Annotated in this window: 16 protein-coding genes; 10 read left to right on the forward strand and 6 right to left on the reverse strand. The window is 59.6% G+C overall.

The window, feature by feature from the left end:
* Positions 1 to 53: 53 nt before the first annotated feature.
* Entirely contained in the window at positions 54 to 752 is a 699-nt protein-coding gene (locus tag LQ232_RS03060) for a GNAT family N-acetyltransferase (RefSeq protein WP_230178873.1), read from the reverse strand.
* 329 nt (positions 753 to 1,081) lie between these two features.
* Here LQ232_RS03060 and rplM point away from each other — a divergent pair, with 329 nt between their 5' ends.
* From rplM to erpA, 6 genes are all read left to right on the forward strand, one after another.
* Positions 1,082 to 1,510 (forward strand): 50S ribosomal protein L13, encoded by a 429-nt coding sequence (gene rplM, locus LQ232_RS03065; protein WP_230178881.1) that lies wholly within the window; start codon positions 1,082 to 1,084, stop codon positions 1,508 to 1,510.
* Positions 1,511 to 1,519: 9 nt separating this feature from the next.
* Positions 1,520 to 1,912, forward strand: coding sequence for a 30S ribosomal protein S9 (rpsI, locus tag LQ232_RS03070; protein ID WP_230178882.1), 393 nt, complete (start codon positions 1,520 to 1,522; stop codon positions 1,910 to 1,912).
* 135 nt (positions 1,913 to 2,047) lie between these two features.
* Positions 2,048 to 3,085, forward strand: a complete 1,038-nt coding sequence (argC, locus tag LQ232_RS03075; RefSeq protein WP_230178883.1) for an N-acetyl-gamma-glutamyl-phosphate reductase — start codon at positions 2,048 to 2,050, stop codon at positions 3,083 to 3,085.
* Positions 3,085 to 3,807, forward strand: coding sequence for a DUF6776 family protein (locus tag LQ232_RS03080; protein WP_230178884.1), 723 nt, complete (start codon positions 3,085 to 3,087; stop codon positions 3,805 to 3,807). Before argC ends, LQ232_RS03080 begins: the two co-directional genes overlap by 1 nt.
* A gap of 19 nt (positions 3,808 to 3,826) precedes the next feature.
* Complete coding sequence (locus tag LQ232_RS03085; RefSeq protein ID WP_230179708.1) at positions 3,827 to 4,222, forward strand: polymer-forming cytoskeletal protein; 396 nt, start codon at positions 3,827 to 3,829, stop codon at positions 4,220 to 4,222.
* 47 nt (positions 4,223 to 4,269) lie between these two features.
* Positions 4,270 to 4,653 (forward strand): iron-sulfur cluster insertion protein ErpA, encoded by a 384-nt coding sequence (gene erpA / locus LQ232_RS03090; RefSeq protein WP_230178885.1) that lies wholly within the window; start codon positions 4,270 to 4,272, stop codon positions 4,651 to 4,653.
* A gap of 9 nt (positions 4,654 to 4,662) precedes the next feature.
* Here erpA and LQ232_RS03095 read toward each other — a convergent pair whose 3' ends face one another.
* Positions 4,663 to 5,781, reverse strand: coding sequence for an anhydro-N-acetylmuramic acid kinase (locus LQ232_RS03095; protein ID WP_230178886.1), 1,119 nt, complete (start codon positions 5,779 to 5,781; stop codon positions 4,663 to 4,665).
* Between the two features lie 7 nt (positions 5,782 to 5,788).
* Positions 5,789 to 7,219 carry a M23 family metallopeptidase gene (locus LQ232_RS03100; RefSeq protein WP_230178887.1) on the reverse strand — a complete coding sequence of 477 codons (1,431 nt, stop codon included), beginning with the start codon at positions 7,217 to 7,219 and terminating at the stop codon, positions 5,789 to 5,791.
* A gap of 107 nt (positions 7,220 to 7,326) precedes the next feature.
* On the opposite strand from LQ232_RS03100, the gene tyrS reads away from it, so the two are divergent.
* From tyrS to LQ232_RS03115, 3 genes are all read left to right on the forward strand, one after another.
* Positions 7,327 to 8,586 (forward strand): tyrosine--tRNA ligase, encoded by a 1,260-nt coding sequence (gene tyrS / locus LQ232_RS03105; RefSeq protein ID WP_230178888.1) that lies wholly within the window; start codon positions 7,327 to 7,329, stop codon positions 8,584 to 8,586.
* 254 nt (positions 8,587 to 8,840) lie between these two features.
* Entirely contained in the window at positions 8,841 to 9,665 is an 825-nt protein-coding gene (locus tag LQ232_RS03110; protein ID WP_230178889.1) for a PEP-CTERM sorting domain-containing protein, read from the forward strand.
* A 177-nt stretch (positions 9,666 to 9,842) separates the two neighbouring features.
* Positions 9,843 to 10,943 (forward strand): OmpW family outer membrane protein, encoded by a 1,101-nt coding sequence (locus LQ232_RS03115; protein WP_230178890.1) that lies wholly within the window; start codon positions 9,843 to 9,845, stop codon positions 10,941 to 10,943.
* A gap of 100 nt (positions 10,944 to 11,043) precedes the next feature.
* Here LQ232_RS03115 and LQ232_RS03120 read toward each other — a convergent pair whose 3' ends face one another.
* The 3 genes from LQ232_RS03120 to LQ232_RS03130 form a co-directional block, all read right to left on the reverse strand.
* A complete protein-coding gene (locus LQ232_RS03120; RefSeq protein WP_230178891.1) occupies positions 11,044 to 11,745 on the reverse strand; it encodes a hypothetical protein in 702 nt (233 codons plus the stop codon).
* Between the two features lie 330 nt (positions 11,746 to 12,075).
* Positions 12,076 to 12,756, reverse strand: a complete 681-nt coding sequence (locus LQ232_RS03125) for a hypothetical protein (protein ID WP_230178892.1) — start codon at positions 12,754 to 12,756, stop codon at positions 12,076 to 12,078.
* 229 nt (positions 12,757 to 12,985) lie between these two features.
* A complete protein-coding gene (locus tag LQ232_RS03130; protein ID WP_230178893.1) occupies positions 12,986 to 13,621 on the reverse strand; it encodes an NTP transferase domain-containing protein in 636 nt (211 codons plus the stop codon).
* Positions 13,622 to 13,758: 137 nt separating this feature from the next.
* Here LQ232_RS03130 and pdxH point away from each other — a divergent pair, with 137 nt between their 5' ends.
* Complete coding sequence (gene pdxH, locus LQ232_RS03135; protein ID WP_230178896.1) at positions 13,759 to 14,409, forward strand: pyridoxamine 5'-phosphate oxidase; 651 nt, start codon at positions 13,759 to 13,761, stop codon at positions 14,407 to 14,409.

The following is a 14,409-nucleotide window of genomic DNA, read 5'->3' on the forward strand; positions in this document are numbered from 1 at the left end:
TTGCCGATGTTCCAACCCCCAAGAAAGGGGCGCTCGAACGCGGGAGCCCGTTTTCACGACGCGGAAGACACCAGCATCCTCAGCCAATCGCTGAAATGTGCCGTCCAATATTTGACCCGGTAAATGGCCTCGGCCGCCATGGATTGCAAGGAGCTTTCCAAATGGGTGGCCACCGTGTCCTTGGGTAACTTCAGCCAACCCTCAGTGTCCTGGCCAAACTGTTCGACCGTGGCGCCCGCTTTGGTGGCAATGCGCAGCATGGGCGCATTTTCGGTCAGAGCATGGATGACCAGGTGGCTGGCCCCTCGATTGCGGGCATGGGTGATTGCGTGCTGGAACAGCCGCAGGCCAAGCCCCTTGCCTCGGCCTTCGGGCAGCACCGACACGCCAAATTCCATGGCCGATCCCCGCACATGCCCGCGGGGCATGGCCGCCAGGTGGGCCACGGCCAGAAGCTGCAGGCGCCGGCTGAAAATGCCGAACACCTCGTCGCGGCGGAAATCAATGGAGGCCACATACCTGGACAATTGCTCCAGGGGTGCCAGAAAGCCAAAGCGCAGGTAGCGATCGTGCTCGTTCAGCGAGAGCAGATGGTCAAGGATTCGCCGCCGGTGGTGGGGCTTCAGATCGCGAATCGGCACCCAGTGATGGATCAAATCAGCGCGTGAGTGTTTGTCCGGCGTGCCACCTGTCGGGTGGGCCAGTCCAAACTTGTCCAGCGACGATGATGATTCAGACTTTTGAGCGGTCATTGTGTGACCCCTTCCTGGCCGTGGCGGAGGCAACCGGTTGTCACCCCCACCCTCGATCGAGGGTTAACACCATGGTAGGGGCAGGGCCCGGGGTTGGCAAGGCAGGGATGCGTCCGTGAAACAAGGTTTTACCTCGCTATTGCGCTAAGAGTGGTTATCGAAGTAGAATTTCGGGTTCCCGACTTGACTGCCGGGGATGGATTGCTCAAATCCAGCTATTGTCTATAGACGTTTTATAGAACAGCGGCGTTGTCTGAGAGGCCACCACAATTTTCCAAGAAGTGGCACCAATGATGACAGTCAGTCAGTTTCACCACTTAGGAAAATTCATGAATACCTTCAGCGCCAAGCCGGCCGAAGTGACGCACGAGTGGTTTGTGATCGACGCCACCGACAAGGTGTTAGGACGAGTGGCCAGCGAAGTCGCTCTCCGTCTGCGCGGAAAGCACAAAGCCATTTACACGCCACACGTTGACACCGGTGACTTCATCATCATCGTCAACTCGGACAAGATTCGTGTCACTGGCAACAAGGCCACTGACAAGGTGTACTACCGCCATTCGGGTCACCCCGGCGGTATCCACGCCACCACGTTCAAGGACATGCAAGCCAAGCATCCTGGTCGTGCCATTGAAAAGGCAGTCAAGGGCATGCTGCCCAAGGGCCCCCTGGGCTATGCCATGATCAAGAAGCTGAAGGTTTACGCAGGCAGTGCTCATCCGCACGCCGCGCAAAGCCCGAAGCCCCTGGAAATCTAAGGAGCGGCCATGATCGGTAATTGGAACTATGGCACCGGACGTCGCAAGTCGTCCATCGCCCGCGTCTTCATCAAGAAGGGCACCGGCCAGATCATCGTCAACGGTAAGCCTGTCGAAGACTACTTCGGCCGTCAAACCTCGATCATGATCGTCAAGCAACCTCTGTTCCTGACCAACAATGTCGAAGCTTTCGACATCAAGGTCAGCGTCAAGGGTGGCGGCGAGTCTGGTCAAGCCGGCGCTGTGCGCCACGGCGTGACCCGTGCTCTGATCGATTTCGACGCAGCACTCAAGCCTGACTTGAGCCGCGCCGGCTTCGTGACCCGCGATGCTCGCGAAGTCGAACGTAAAAAGGTCGGTCTGCACGGTGCTCGTCGCCGGAAGCAATTCAGCAAGCGCTGATCCGATTGGTCAGAGCCTGCTGCTGTTGGGGCAGGCTTGTCTGACAAGAAAAACCCGCCCAGGCAACTGTGGCGGGTTTTTTTTCATTCACCCTAGAATGGCGAGCTTCTCGCTCCAGGCATCAAAGGAATCATCATGATCAAGGTCGGCATCGTCGGTGGCACGGGCTACACGGGCGTCGAATTGCTGCGCCTGCTGTCGCAGCATCCCCAGGTCCAGATCCAGGCCATCACCAGCCGCAAGGAAGCGGGCATGCCGGTGTCCGACATGTACCCCAGCCTGCGCGGCCATGTCGATCTGCCCTTTGTGACGCCGGACGAAGCGAAGCTGTCGGAGTGCGACGTGGTGTTTTTCGCCACGCCGCATGGTGTGGCCATGGCGCAAGCGCGCGAGCTGCTGGCTGCCGGTGTCAAGGTGATCGACCTGGCGGCTGATTTCCGCCTGCAAAACCTGGCCGAGTTTGAGCAGTGGTATGGCATGGCGCACAGCTGCCCCGATCTGCTGGCCGAGGCGGTGTATGGCCTGCCCGAAATCAACCGCGAGGCCATCAAGAAGGCCCGCATCATTGGCAACCCAGGCTGCTATCCCACCTCAGTGCAGCTGGGTTATGCACCCCTGCTCAAGCACAAGCTGATCGACCCCACGCACTTGATCGCCAACTGCGCATCGGGCGTGTCTGGGGCAGGGCGCAAGGCCGAGGTCCACACATTGATGGCCGAGGCCAGCGACAACTTCAAGGCCTATGGCGTCAAAGGCCACCGGCACGGTCCGGAGATCAACCAGCAATTGCGCATCATCGCGGGCGACGACAGCGTGAACTGCCTGTTTGTGCCGCACCTGCTGCCATTGATCCGCGGTATCCATTCGACCTTGTACGCACGCCTCAACAGCGAAGGCCAGGCGGCCGATCTGCAGGCTTTGTACGAGTCCTTCTACCAAGGTGAGCGTTTCGTGGACGTGTTGCCGGCTGGCAGCGCGCCCGAGACCCGCAGCGTGCGCGCGAGCAACACCGTGCGCATCGCAGTGCACCGCCCCTTGCCCGACACGGTCATGGTGCTGGTGGTGGAAGACAACCTCACCAAGGGCGCGTCGGGCCAGGCCGTGCAGTGCATGAACCTGATGTGTGGCCTGGAAGAACACCTGGGGCTGACCCACGTGCCGGTCCTGCCCTGATGCGCTGGCGGCTGATCAGGCGGCGCCTGTCCATCAGCGCGCCGCGCATGTCGGTGCGCAGTCACTTGCCATGGCCCGTGCGGTGGGTGCTGGCGGCGCTTGTGCTGGGGTTTTCGGGGGCGATCGGGCTTTGGGCCTTTGAGTTCGGCCGCAACATCGCCGGCTTGAACCCCGGCGCTCGCCCGGTATCCGACGATCTGTTGCAGGTGCGCCAGCAACTGGATGACACCCGCCAAGAGCGTGACCGCGCGCAGTCGCTGGCGAACGCCGCCGACAGCCTCATCAAGGCCGAGCGGGCCACCCAAATGCGCCTGACGGAACAGGTCAAGGCCCTGGAGTCTGAAAACCAGGCCCTGAAGGATGACCTTGGATTCTTCGAGCGTTTGCTGCCGGCCTCCACCAGTGAAGGCCTGTCTGTTCGTGGACTGCAGGCCGACTTGCCTGCCCAGGGGCAGTTGCGCTTTCAGGTGCTGGTCATGCAGCATGGCGGGCGCGTGCAGCCTGAGTTCAAGGGGCGCTACGAGCTGCTGCTGTCGGGCACCTTCGATGGCAAGCCTTGGCTTCAGCCAGGGCCTGTGGTGAGCCAGCCTTTGCAATTCAAACAATATCGCCGTGTAGATGGCACAGTTCAATACCCTGCCAATGCTGTGGTGAAGCAGGTTCAGGTGCGGGTGCTTGACGACAATGGCAAGGAAGTCGCCACGCAATCCCTGCGGATGTGATCACGAAGGAATGCCCATGATGTTTGGTTGGAAGAAAACCCCCCTTATCCGCACCCTGGTGGGTGAAGGCACCGTCATCACTGGCGAATTGCGCTTTGCCGATGGTTTGCGCATCGATGGCGAGGTCGTGGGCAATATCACCTGCACAGGCGAAGGCCGTTCCCTCTTGGTCATCAGTGACAAAGCCAAGGTCACCGGCAAGGTCAGGGCTGGCCATGTCATCATCAACGGCACGGTGAACGGTCCGGTGATCGCTGAAGACCTGCTGGAGCTTCAACCCAAAGCGCGCATCGTGGGTGATGTACGCTACGAGGCTCTGGAAATGCACCAAGGCGCCACCATCGATGGTGAGTTGCATCCCTTGAAATCTGACGACAAGCCCGCAGCTTTGAAGCTGGCGTCGAACAACGGCTGAGCAAGGCTCGCCTCTTTCGCCTCTTATTTGTACCTGGAGTAATCCCAATGACCGCTGTTCTTGAAACCACTGCCCCCGAAGCCCTGGCTGGCGACGTGCCCCCAGCCCCCATTGTTTTCACTGACAGCGCGGCAGGCAAGGTGGCGGAATTGGTCGCCGAAGAGGGCAACCCTGACCTCAAGCTGCGTGTGTTCGTCCAAGGTGGCGGATGCTCGGGTTTCCAGTATGGGTTCACATTCGACGAGATCGTGAACGAAGACGACACCCGCATGGAAAAGAACGGCGTTTCCTTGCTGATCGATGCCATGAGCCTGCAGTACCTGGTGGGCGCCGAAATCGATTACAAGGATGACCTGGAAGGCGCTCAGTTCGTGATCCGCAACCCCAATGCCACCACCACTTGCGGTTGTGGTTCCAGCTTCTCGGCCTGATCAGGCGGATCAAGCTGGATAGAGGGCGCCCAGGATTCTGGGGCCCTTGGCTCCCGTCACTTGCGGCACATTGCCAGCCAGGTGGCGAACATGGCGGTGGGCCAGCCAGGCGAACGCGGCGGCTTCAACCTGCATCACAGGCAGGCCGCGGGCATCTGATGGCTGAACGGCCACGCCGGGCAAGTTGGCTTGCAATCGTTGCATCAGTGCGCCGTTGAGAGCCCCCCCTCCACACACCACCAATTGAGTGGCCATGGGCGCAAAGGCCTGCGTGGCCAGTGCAGCGCTGCGTGCAGTCAACTCGCACAGGGTGGCCTGAACATCTTGCGCCGGGCAGTTTGTCAGGCTTGCGGTGGTCAGCCATTGCTGCAGCCAGCTGGCGTTGAACAGGTCTCGTCCAGTGCTCTTGGGGGGCGGCAGGGCAAAGAACGGGTCTGACAGCGCCACCTCCAGGGCGGCTGGGTCCGCCGTGCCCTGGGCGCCCCAGGCGCCGTCTTCGTCATAAGCTTGGCCAGTGTGCTGTTCGCACCAGGCGTCCATCAAGGCGTTGCCTGGGCCGCAATCAAAACCAAGTGGAGCTTGTCCGGACCGCAAAATGCTGAGGTTGGCCATGCCGCCCACGTTCAGTACCACCACCGTGTCTTTCGGGCTTTCAAACAAGGCCTGGTGAAAGGCTGGCACCAGGGGGGCGCCTTGTCCGCCGGCGGCAACATCGCGGCTGCGGAAATCTGCGACCACGTCAATGCCCGTCAATTCAGCCAGCAGGGCCGGCGCATTGAGCTGCAGCGTGTAACCCAGCTCTGGCCGGTGGCGAACAGTCTGGCCATGGGCGCCGATGGCACGCACTTGTTGGGGTGTGACCCCGCCTCGGGCGCAGACGGCCTTCACGACTTGCGCGCAACTGGCCACCAGGTCTTGGGCGGCCAGGGCGGCTTCGTGCAATTCATTCGGGCCGGCTGTGTTGAGGGCCAGCAGCGTGCGCTTGAGGGCAGGGTCGAATGGTTGATGCGCATGGGCCAGCGAACGCCATGGTGGCGACGAGCCCAAATCCATCAGGACGCCATCAATGCCATCCAGCGAAGTGCCCGACATCAAGCCAATGTAGAGCTCGCTGCGGGCAGGTTTCATCCGACGTTTATTCGAAACGTGCCGTGGACTGGGCGCCTGCCAGGCTTTGCTGCTCGGCCGCGTCAAGCCTTTGAGCAATGCTCACCACCATCTGCTTGAATTGAGCCAGGGCTTGGGGCGACAGCTGCGTGCTTTCGGATGAGCGGGCAATGGCAATCGGGTCCACTTGGCGGCCATTGACCTTGAATTCGAAGTGAAGGTGTGGCCCAGTGGCCCAGCCAGTGGCGCCCACGGCACCAATCAGCTGGCCTTGCGCCACGGTCTGCCCCACGCTCACGTTGATTCGGCTCAAGTGTGCATACACGGTCATCCGGTCGCCGGAGTGCTGCAGTTGAATCACGTTGCCGTAGCCATTTTGCCGTCCGGCAAAGCTCACCCGGCCATCGCCGACCGACCGCACCGCCGTGCCATTGGGGGCGCCGTAGTCCACGCCCAGGTGCGCCTTCCAGCGCTGCAAGATGGGGTGAAAACGCATGGAAAAACCGGAGGTGACCCGAGAAAACGCCAAGGGCGAAGCCAGGAAAGAGCGGGTCTTGCTCACGCCGGTCATGTCGAAGTAGGCACCCTTGTGGCCGGCCTCTTGGTACCAGATCGCGTTGTGGACTTTGTCTTTGTTGATGAAGCGGGCCGCCAGCACCCGGCCGGCTGAGCCGCCCCAGGTGATGGGCTCGCCATCGGCGGTGTGGGCTTCGTAGAGCACGCTGAAGGCGTCACCCTTGCGGAGTTCGCGGCGGAAATCGATGTCGCTGCCAAAGATTTCGGCGACCTGGTTGGTGATCGAGTCAGGGATGTTCGCCTCATCGGCTGCCGCGAACAGGGAGGATGAGATGGTGCCCGTGGCCAGTTGCGTGCTGGCCTGCAGCTGCGCTTGCTCGGTGTGGGCGGACAAGGGTGCGTGGTCGTCGGCACGGCTGACCGTCAGACGGGTGAAGTGCGAGTCCAACTGCTCGGATTGATGCGCGGGGCTGCGTGCCACCAGCTCCATCAATCGGCCATGCAGGGTGACCACTTTGATCATTTTCCCGGGGCGGCCCAAGAGCAAGGTCTGCCCGACGGGGTCGGTGCGCAAAAACTCGGCTGCTTGCGGGTCGCTGACGCCCAGGCGTTGAAGCAGGGTGTCGACCGTGTCGCTGGCGCGCGAGACATCGCTGCGGTACAGGGACAGCCCCTGTTCATCCAGTTGCACAACTTGCCCGGCCAAATCTGGCAGGGGCAGGGCTTCGCTGATTTGCGAAATGCTGGGGGGGGTATTGAGTTGAGCCGCCGTGAGCGGGGCGACACCGAACGCCGTCATGGTGGAGCCCGCCAACAGCGCCAGCACAGCGGCGGCGACGCGGCGAGGATGCTGGTGCAGGGCATCCTGGGTGGCTTGCAGGCCCGAAAGAGCGGAACTGCGCAAAGACTTCAGCGTGGTGAACAGGTCGTTGTTAGAAGCCAAAACTCGAATTCCCGCTACATAGGGGGCTGTCCCCTAAAATCCCTGAAAAGCAAGTATAGCTGTCACGCTCTTGTCACCTGCCGTAAGATTTTCACCCATCGGTAAATATGCTGCCCCCTGAAAAACCCCCTGAAGCATCGCTTTCTCATCCCCTGACCGACCGGGTCATGGAGGCCTTGGCCATCACTCGCCGTGGTTGCGATGAGCTCCTGCCGGAGGGCGAATGGGTGAAAAAGCTGGCGCGCTCCGAGGCCACCAAGGTGCCTTTGCGCATCAAGTTGGGCATGGACCCCACTGCGCCAGACATCCACCTGGGCCACACCGTGGTGCTCAACAAATTGCGTCAACTCCAGGATATCGGCCACACGGTCATTTTCTTGATAGGCGATTTCACGTCATTGATTGGCGATCCGTCTGGCCGCAACAGCACCCGTCCGCCTCTGACCGCCGAGCAAGTCAAGGTCAACGCCGAGACTTACTACAAGCAGGCCAGTCTGGTGCTGGATCCCGAACGCACTGAAATCCGCCAGAACAGCGAGTGGTGCGACGCCTTGGGCGCGCGCGGCATGATCCAGTTGGCCTCGCGTTACACCGTGGCCCGCATGATGGAGCGCGACGATTTCACCAAGCGGTTCAAGGCGAACACACCGATCAGCGTGCATGAGTTTCTGTACCCCTTGATGCAGGGCTACGACTCGGTGGCCCTCAAGTCCGACCTGGAATTGGGTGGCACTGACCAAAAATTCAACCTCCTGATGGGGCGGCATCTGCAATCCGAGTATGAGCAAGAGCCCCAGTGCATCTTGACCATGCCTTTGCTGGTGGGCTTGGACGGCGTCGAAAAGATGTCCAAGTCCAAGAACAACTATGTGGGCATCAGCGAGGCGGCCAACAGCATGTTTGGCAAGCTGATGAGCATCTCTGATGAACTGATGTGGTCCTATTTTGAATTGCTGAGCTTTGCGCCGCTGTCCAGCATCGCGCAGCTCAAAGCAGAATGCTCTGCCGGGCGCAATCCTCGGGATGCCAAGGTGCTGCTGGCCCAGGAGGTGGTGAGTCGCTTCCACGGCGCGCAGGCCGCTGAAAGCGCACTGGCTGACTTTGTGAACCGATCTAAAGGCGGTGTGCCGGATGACATCCCAGAGGTTCATCTGGCGCTGCCTGCCGATGGCGCGGGGCTGGGTGTGGGCGCATTGCTCAAGCAGGCTGGTTTGGTCCCATCCACCAGCGAGGCCATGCGGATGGTCGAGCAGGGCGGTGTGAGGGTGGACGGCGGCGTGGTCGGTGACAAAACTTTGAAGCTGCTCAAGGGAACTTTTGTGGTCCAGGTGGGTAAGCGCAAGTTCGCCAAGGTGTTTTTGGCTTGAATACCGCCGAGGGTTGTCACTGGTTCTAGGGTCAACCCCACCCCTAGTCAGGGGGGCGACAGGCTCGGCCGGGGGTTTCCCTGACCGCCAAAGGAGGGCAATTCGCACCTGTCCCGTTGTCTGCCCAGACTAAAGGCCCTTATGCTTAAGCTAGACAGATCGGTAAAGTCTGTGAGTCGACAAGAGGAATACGCGGACGCCTCTCTAGATTTTTGGATTTCGAAAAAAGGGACCGCTTTTGTGTGGAGATAAATATGAAATTTGCATTCAAGAGCATCGTGGCTGCCGCCGCGTTTGTTGCTGTCGGTGCTGCTAGCGCGACTCCTTATGCCGGCACCTGGAGCGTTGTCTCCGGTTCGGGCGGCCTGACTTTCTCGGCTGACGCTCTGTCGGCTCTGAGCGCTTCTGGCTCGACAGTGGTGACTGCTGCCACCATCCCCACCATCACCGGCCTGCCCGGCGCTGGTGCCACCAACACCGCGGTCTACACCAAGGCCACCGGTAACGTGAGCCTGTCGTTCAACACCGCCACCATCACTGGTGACGCACTGACTTCGCTGCAAGCCGCGAACTCGTTGGTTCAAATCCGCCGCACGACGTTCAACGACGACGAAACCACGACCACCCGCAGCGTGTTCATGGCTAACTTCGACGTGAACCTGAGCAACTCCACGATTTTCGCCAACCTGTACTCGCGTACTGACTCCGGCGCGCTGATCAGCTACGGCAAGCAAGCCATCTTCACGGCTGACGTTCCTGGCGTCGTGGGCGGCACGGGCGGCAACATCCAAGTGACTTCGGTTGCTGGTGGTGTGGCCAACGGCACGGCCAGCGGTAGCTTGGCTGGCAGCCTGCGCATGAATGGCACCACGGCCGACACCGTGTTGACTTCGCTGGGTCTGTCGACTGCAGCCACTGACCCTGTCGCCACCTTGGTGCGCACGGCCAACTGGGGCACGACCAACGCTTCCGGTACTTTCACGGCTCCTGCTCCTATCCCTGAGCCTTCGACCTACGTGTTGATGGGCCTGGGCTTGGCCGGTATCGCCGCAGTGGCTCGCCGCCGCCGCGCTGCCTAAGTTAAAGCGCTTGCTTGCGCTTTAACGCCAGGACTTTGAAGTACTTGGCAGGGAAAGCATAAAAACTTTCCCTCATAAAACCGCTCTGTGGTACAGAGCGGTTTTTTACATCAGGGTTGGGTCGATTGACGATAATTGGGGCATGACCCCAAAGAACCTATCATCGCTGGAGACAATATGACAATGCCGTTCCGTTTGAGTGCAGTTGCTGGATTGATTTTCTTGGGTGCCATGGCCAGTGCCGGCGCTGAAACTACGACCGACCGGTATGGTAAGGAGCTCAAGATTGAGCCATCGCGCAATATATTTGCGCGGTTTGGTGTGCTTGGGTTCAAGATGAATAATAAATCAGAGGCCGCCAGAGATGTCAGTGGGCCGGTGTTGTCGCGTCCTGCGGTTATTGGCGCTTCTGGTTTGCCTCAAGTTCTTACGCCTGGTGATCGCGGGTGGGTTTGTACTGGTGGTATCGCAGCGTGTGATAATTCAAATGGCGATGTAAGTACCATTTATGGAACGGCAACGGAGGGTACGCTCTTCAATGGCACAGGGGTGGATGTTCTTGGTTTGCCTGATAACGTCAAAGCCAATGTTTCTGATCCCAAGCCAGGTATGGTTGGTACCGTTGGGATGTATTTTGATGAGGAACACAAGTGGGCGATCGAAGTTCCTGTGATGGCGTTGCCTTTTGAAGCAGATATTTATGGTGCTGGTACTTTTCAGAATGCAGGGAAGATTATCTCTGCTAAGACACTTGGTTTTTTTGTATTTGGGCACTACTATTTTGGCCAAAAGGCTGACAAGTTTCGTCCTTCGGTTTCGTTGTCGGCTAATTATTTGCTTCCCTATGATATGCATGCCACGTCAGAGTTGGAGCGCTGGACTGGCGGGCGTACAAAAGTTTCAAGCAAAGGCTCTCTTGGCCTTGGGTGGTTGGTGGGGGGTAAATATGCCATTAATGACCGGTGGGATTTGAATTTCAATTTCGGCCAATTTAAAGCCAAGTTGGAGACTACTCTTGTCACTTACGACACGAACTTTACGTGGAACTCACCTATTTTCACGTATTGGCCTGGGCAGTTAGGGGAAAATATCCGGTCATTGCAGTTTGGCGGCGCCGGTAGTATTCTTAATACTCAATTGGTGGGTATGAAGGCTTACCGTAACTCTGATCCCGCAAATCGCGTTAATGGCGGTGCCAATCTGGGAACGTTCACGCGGAAACAAACCCAAACGTTGGACCCATATGTGATGATGGTGAGCGTTGGGTACAACTTCTAAAGTAAACCCAAGCCCAAAATAAAAAAGCTGCCAAATGGCAGCTTTTTTATTTTGGGCTTTGAATCAGTCAGCCCACTTGCGCAGGCCTTCTGTATTCAAATCAAGGAGCAGGAACGTAAGGCGTGTTGGACACAGCAGGCTTGCGCACCTTGACTGCGATTTCTTGCGTCAGGGTACCGAAGTCCGTGCTGCGAACCAAGTTGATCACGGCATCGCCCGACAAACCCAGGGACGTGGCGAACAGATCCACGGCGGCGGGGGTCAGCTTCAGCTGGTCAAGCACTTCGCGGCCGGTGATGCTCAGGGGGAACTTGTACTTCAAAGCCAGAGGCGTGGCCACGTGGAAGTCGTAGACCGCGAACATGGGCTTGGTGGTGGCACCGTGGGTGGTGGCATCGGCCAACACTTGGTGGCCAATGTAGTCCAGCTTAAAGTTGGCCAGGACGATGCCCGAGGTGATCACAGCGCCAGTGTCTTCATCCAAGGTCTTACGGACGATGTCCAAGGCCGAGCCGCTGGCTTGGCCGGCGCCAATCTTCAGCGAAGGTGTGATGGTGATGCTGGTGATGGGCAGGCTGAACGACCAAGCGCTGGTGGCACCGGTTTCGAGGATGGGCGTGGTGTTGCCCAGGGCAACCACCTTGCCGCCGTTGGCCTTGAACAGGCTGATGGCGTCGGCCGAGAAGTTCAACGTGGAGGTGCCTTGCAGGCCGCTCCAGTTGATGGTCAACGCGTTGGCGGATGCGGCCATGGCGAGGGTGGCGGCAGCGAAAGAGATAGAACGGATGGTCAGCAGTTTCATTTTGGCTCCTTGGTGAACAAGCTTGCTTGATGCAAGTGATTGGATGACTCAATGTTGCATCAAAGCAATTTTCCAATGCCCCCCGCAAACAGGGGGTCGAGGCGTCCGCCCCCCTGGATAGTGTGAAAAATTGGGGTAACCAGGTGGTTGTAAGTGGGCGGGAGACTACGGGATTTCACTATTTCCCGATTTTGCCGGCGCCTCGCGCAACTAAGCTTATTCAATCAAACGCAAAATGCAAAAAGGCTCCCAATTGGGAGCCTTTTTGCAGCATGAAAATCTTTGACGAGTTGACCGACGGAGCTACTCGGCCAACCCCATCGTTGAAATTCAGGGAGCAGGGACGTAAGGTGTCTTCGACACGGCAGGCTTGCGAGCGTTGGTGCTGATGTCTTGGGTCAGCGTGCCGAAGTCGGTGGTGGCCACCAAGTTCAGAACGGCATCGCCCGACAGGCCCAGCGACGAGGCGAACAGGTTCACGGCGGCGGGAGTCAGGATCATCTTGTCCAGCACTTCATGGCCAGTCACGGTCAGGGGGAACTTGTACTTCAAGGCCAAAGGCGTGGCGACGTTGAAGTCGTACACAGCAAACATGGCTTGAGTTGCGCCACCACGAGGTGTCGCGTCAGCCAGAACCTTCTTGGCGATGTAGTCCAGCTTGAAGTTGGCCAGAACGATGCCCGAGGTGATGACTTCACCAGTGTCTTCGTCGAGGGTGCGGCGGACGATGTCCAGAGCCGAACCGCTGGCTTGACCGGAAGCAACCTTCAGGGAGCCGTTGATTTCGATGCTGGTGATGGGCAGCGAGAAGCTCCAGGCGCTGGTGCCGACGGGGGTGGTGTTGCCCAATGCAACCAGCTTGCCGCCGTTAGCCTGGAACAGGCTGATGGCGTTGGCCGAGAAGTCCAGCCTGGACGTGCCTTGCATCTTGGTCCAGTCAATGGTCAAGGCATTGGCGGAAGCGGCCAGAACGAGGGTGGCGGCGGCGAAAGAGATGGAACGCAGTTTCATTTAGTAGCTCCTTTGGAAGTGCTTGCGGGTTGCAAGATTTAGTGAATGAATAGTGCCGCAGCACCGAATTGAGGTCCCCCCGTGAGTGGGGGGCTTTGCTTGGTGAAAGCCCGGAAAACTAGGGAAACCATGGAGCGTGGAACATCCGTCGTTCCTCGGGATTCCACTAGTTGGGGCTTTTTGCGACCATTTGCGAGCGCCATGGGCGCTGCTGGTGCCTTGCTAGGCCTCAGCGAGGTGCCAAGTTGGTGCTATGCAATTGCACGCGCAGTTGCGCCAGGCCGCTTTGGGCGTCTTGGGCCATCAGCACGCCAGGGTCGTCCACATCCACGCCCATGGCGGGGTAACGGGCGGTCAGGCGGGCCAGATCGCGCTCGCTGTCCAGGCGGATGAGTTCAGAGAACAACTCGGCCGAGAAGCCCACGGGGTGGCCTCGGCGGTGGCGGTATTGAGGAAACACCACGGTGTACAGCGCAACGGCGTTGGCCACAGCGCGCAGGGTGTCCACTTGCAGCATGGGCATGTCGGCGGGAAGCAGCAGCCAACCAGGGGCGTTGGCGCTGGCCTCAACCCCCGCCGCCACTGCCCTGGCCAACCGATCGGCGCGCGACCGAGATGGGGGCATGTCCGGTAGTTCGATCACATCGTTGCCCGGCAGCAGCTGGCGGGCTTGCCTGGCCATGTCAGGGGGCGCCACGACGACCATGGGCAGACCGCTGGCCAAACCGCGGCGAACCGTGCTGTCCATGACCGAGAACAACCCCAATGCCTGCCCGTTGGCCGCTGATGGGCCGGCCGTGCCCGGCACCCCGGCGCCAGCGGGCGTGGGTTCGGCCAGGATGATGAGGGTGGGCTGATGGTTCATGGTTCGGCAAGGACTTGCAACAAAGTGTGAGCCAAATTGCTGCAATGCACCAGAGCACCATTACTTAGGCAAATACCCCAGACGGGTTTAAGCCGTTTTGCTTCGCCGCAAGGGGCAGACTGGCCGATACTTGATGGATGGAAAAAACATCACACGACTTGGCGCAGATGCGCCAGAGCTATGAACGTGCAGCCCTTGACGAAGAGCATGTGCAGACCAATCCCCTGGCGCAATTTCACCAATGGTTTGACGACGCCGTGCAGGCCAAGCTGTCGGAGCCTAATGCGATGACCCTGGCGACGGCGGGCGCGGACGGACGGCCTTCCACCAGGGTGCTTTTGCTCAAGGGGGCCGATGAGCGCGGATTGGTGTGGTTCACCAATTACGCCAGCCGGAAAGGGCGGGATCTGGCCGCCAACCCATTTGCAGCGATCCAGTTTTTTTGGGGACCCTTGGAGCGGGTGGTTCGGGTGGAGGGGCGCGTTGAAAAGGTGGCCGAGCCCGAGTCAGATGAGTACTACCGCTCCAGGCCTCTGGGCTCGCGGATTGGTGCTTGGGCTTCGCCGCAAAGCGAAGTCATCCCGTCTCGGGAGGCCTTGGAGTCGGCCTGGGCCGATCAGCAGTTGAAGTTGGGCGATGACCCGCCCAGGCCTCCGCATTGGGGAGGTTATCGCCTGGTGCCCGACCGCTGGGAGTTCTGGCAAGGACGCACGTCACGCTTGCACGATCGCCTGATCTTTGAGCTGAACTCAAGCGGGCAATGGGTGATGCGCCGGCTGGCGCCTTGA

Origin of the sequence: Aquabacterium sp. CECT 9606 (genome assembly GCF_918741295.1) — a bacterium.
Classification (GTDB): Bacteria; Pseudomonadota; Gammaproteobacteria; order Burkholderiales; family Burkholderiaceae_C; genus Aquabacterium.

Bases quoted from the DNA above. Each gene is read 5' to 3' on its own strand.
- LQ232_RS03060 (WP_230178873.1), bottom strand. From the start codon at position 752: ATGACCGCTCAAAAGTCTGAATCATCATCGTCGCTGGACAAGTTTGGA.
- rplM (WP_230178881.1), top strand. From the start codon at position 1,082: ATGAATACCTTCAGCGCCAAGCCGGCCGAAGTGACGCACGAGTGGTTT.
- rpsI (WP_230178882.1), top strand. From the start codon at position 1,520: ATGATCGGTAATTGGAACTATGGCACCGGACGTCGCAAGTCGTCCATC.
- argC (WP_230178883.1), top strand. From the start codon at position 2,048: ATGATCAAGGTCGGCATCGTCGGTGGCACGGGCTACACGGGCGTCGAA.
- LQ232_RS03080 (WP_230178884.1), top strand. From the start codon at position 3,085: ATGCGCTGGCGGCTGATCAGGCGGCGCCTGTCCATCAGCGCGCCGCGC.
- LQ232_RS03085 (WP_230179708.1), top strand. From the start codon at position 3,827: ATGTTTGGTTGGAAGAAAACCCCCCTTATCCGCACCCTGGTGGGTGAA.
- erpA (WP_230178885.1), top strand. From the start codon at position 4,270: ATGACCGCTGTTCTTGAAACCACTGCCCCCGAAGCCCTGGCTGGCGAC.
- LQ232_RS03095 (WP_230178886.1), bottom strand. From the start codon at position 5,781: ATGAAACCTGCCCGCAGCGAGCTCTACATTGGCTTGATGTCGGGCACT.
- tyrS (WP_230178888.1), top strand. From the start codon at position 7,327: ATGCTGCCCCCTGAAAAACCCCCTGAAGCATCGCTTTCTCATCCCCTG.
- LQ232_RS03110 (WP_230178889.1), top strand. From the start codon at position 8,841: ATGAAATTTGCATTCAAGAGCATCGTGGCTGCCGCCGCGTTTGTTGCT.
- LQ232_RS03115 (WP_230178890.1), top strand. From the start codon at position 9,843: ATGACAATGCCGTTCCGTTTGAGTGCAGTTGCTGGATTGATTTTCTTG.
- LQ232_RS03120 (WP_230178891.1), bottom strand. From the start codon at position 11,745: ATGAAACTGCTGACCATCCGTTCTATCTCTTTCGCTGCCGCCACCCTC.
- LQ232_RS03125 (WP_230178892.1), bottom strand. From the start codon at position 12,756: ATGAAACTGCGTTCCATCTCTTTCGCCGCCGCCACCCTCGTTCTGGCC.
- LQ232_RS03130 (WP_230178893.1), bottom strand. From the start codon at position 13,621: ATGAACCATCAGCCCACCCTCATCATCCTGGCCGAACCCACGCCCGCT.
- pdxH (WP_230178896.1), top strand. From the start codon at position 13,759: ATGGAAAAAACATCACACGACTTGGCGCAGATGCGCCAGAGCTATGAA.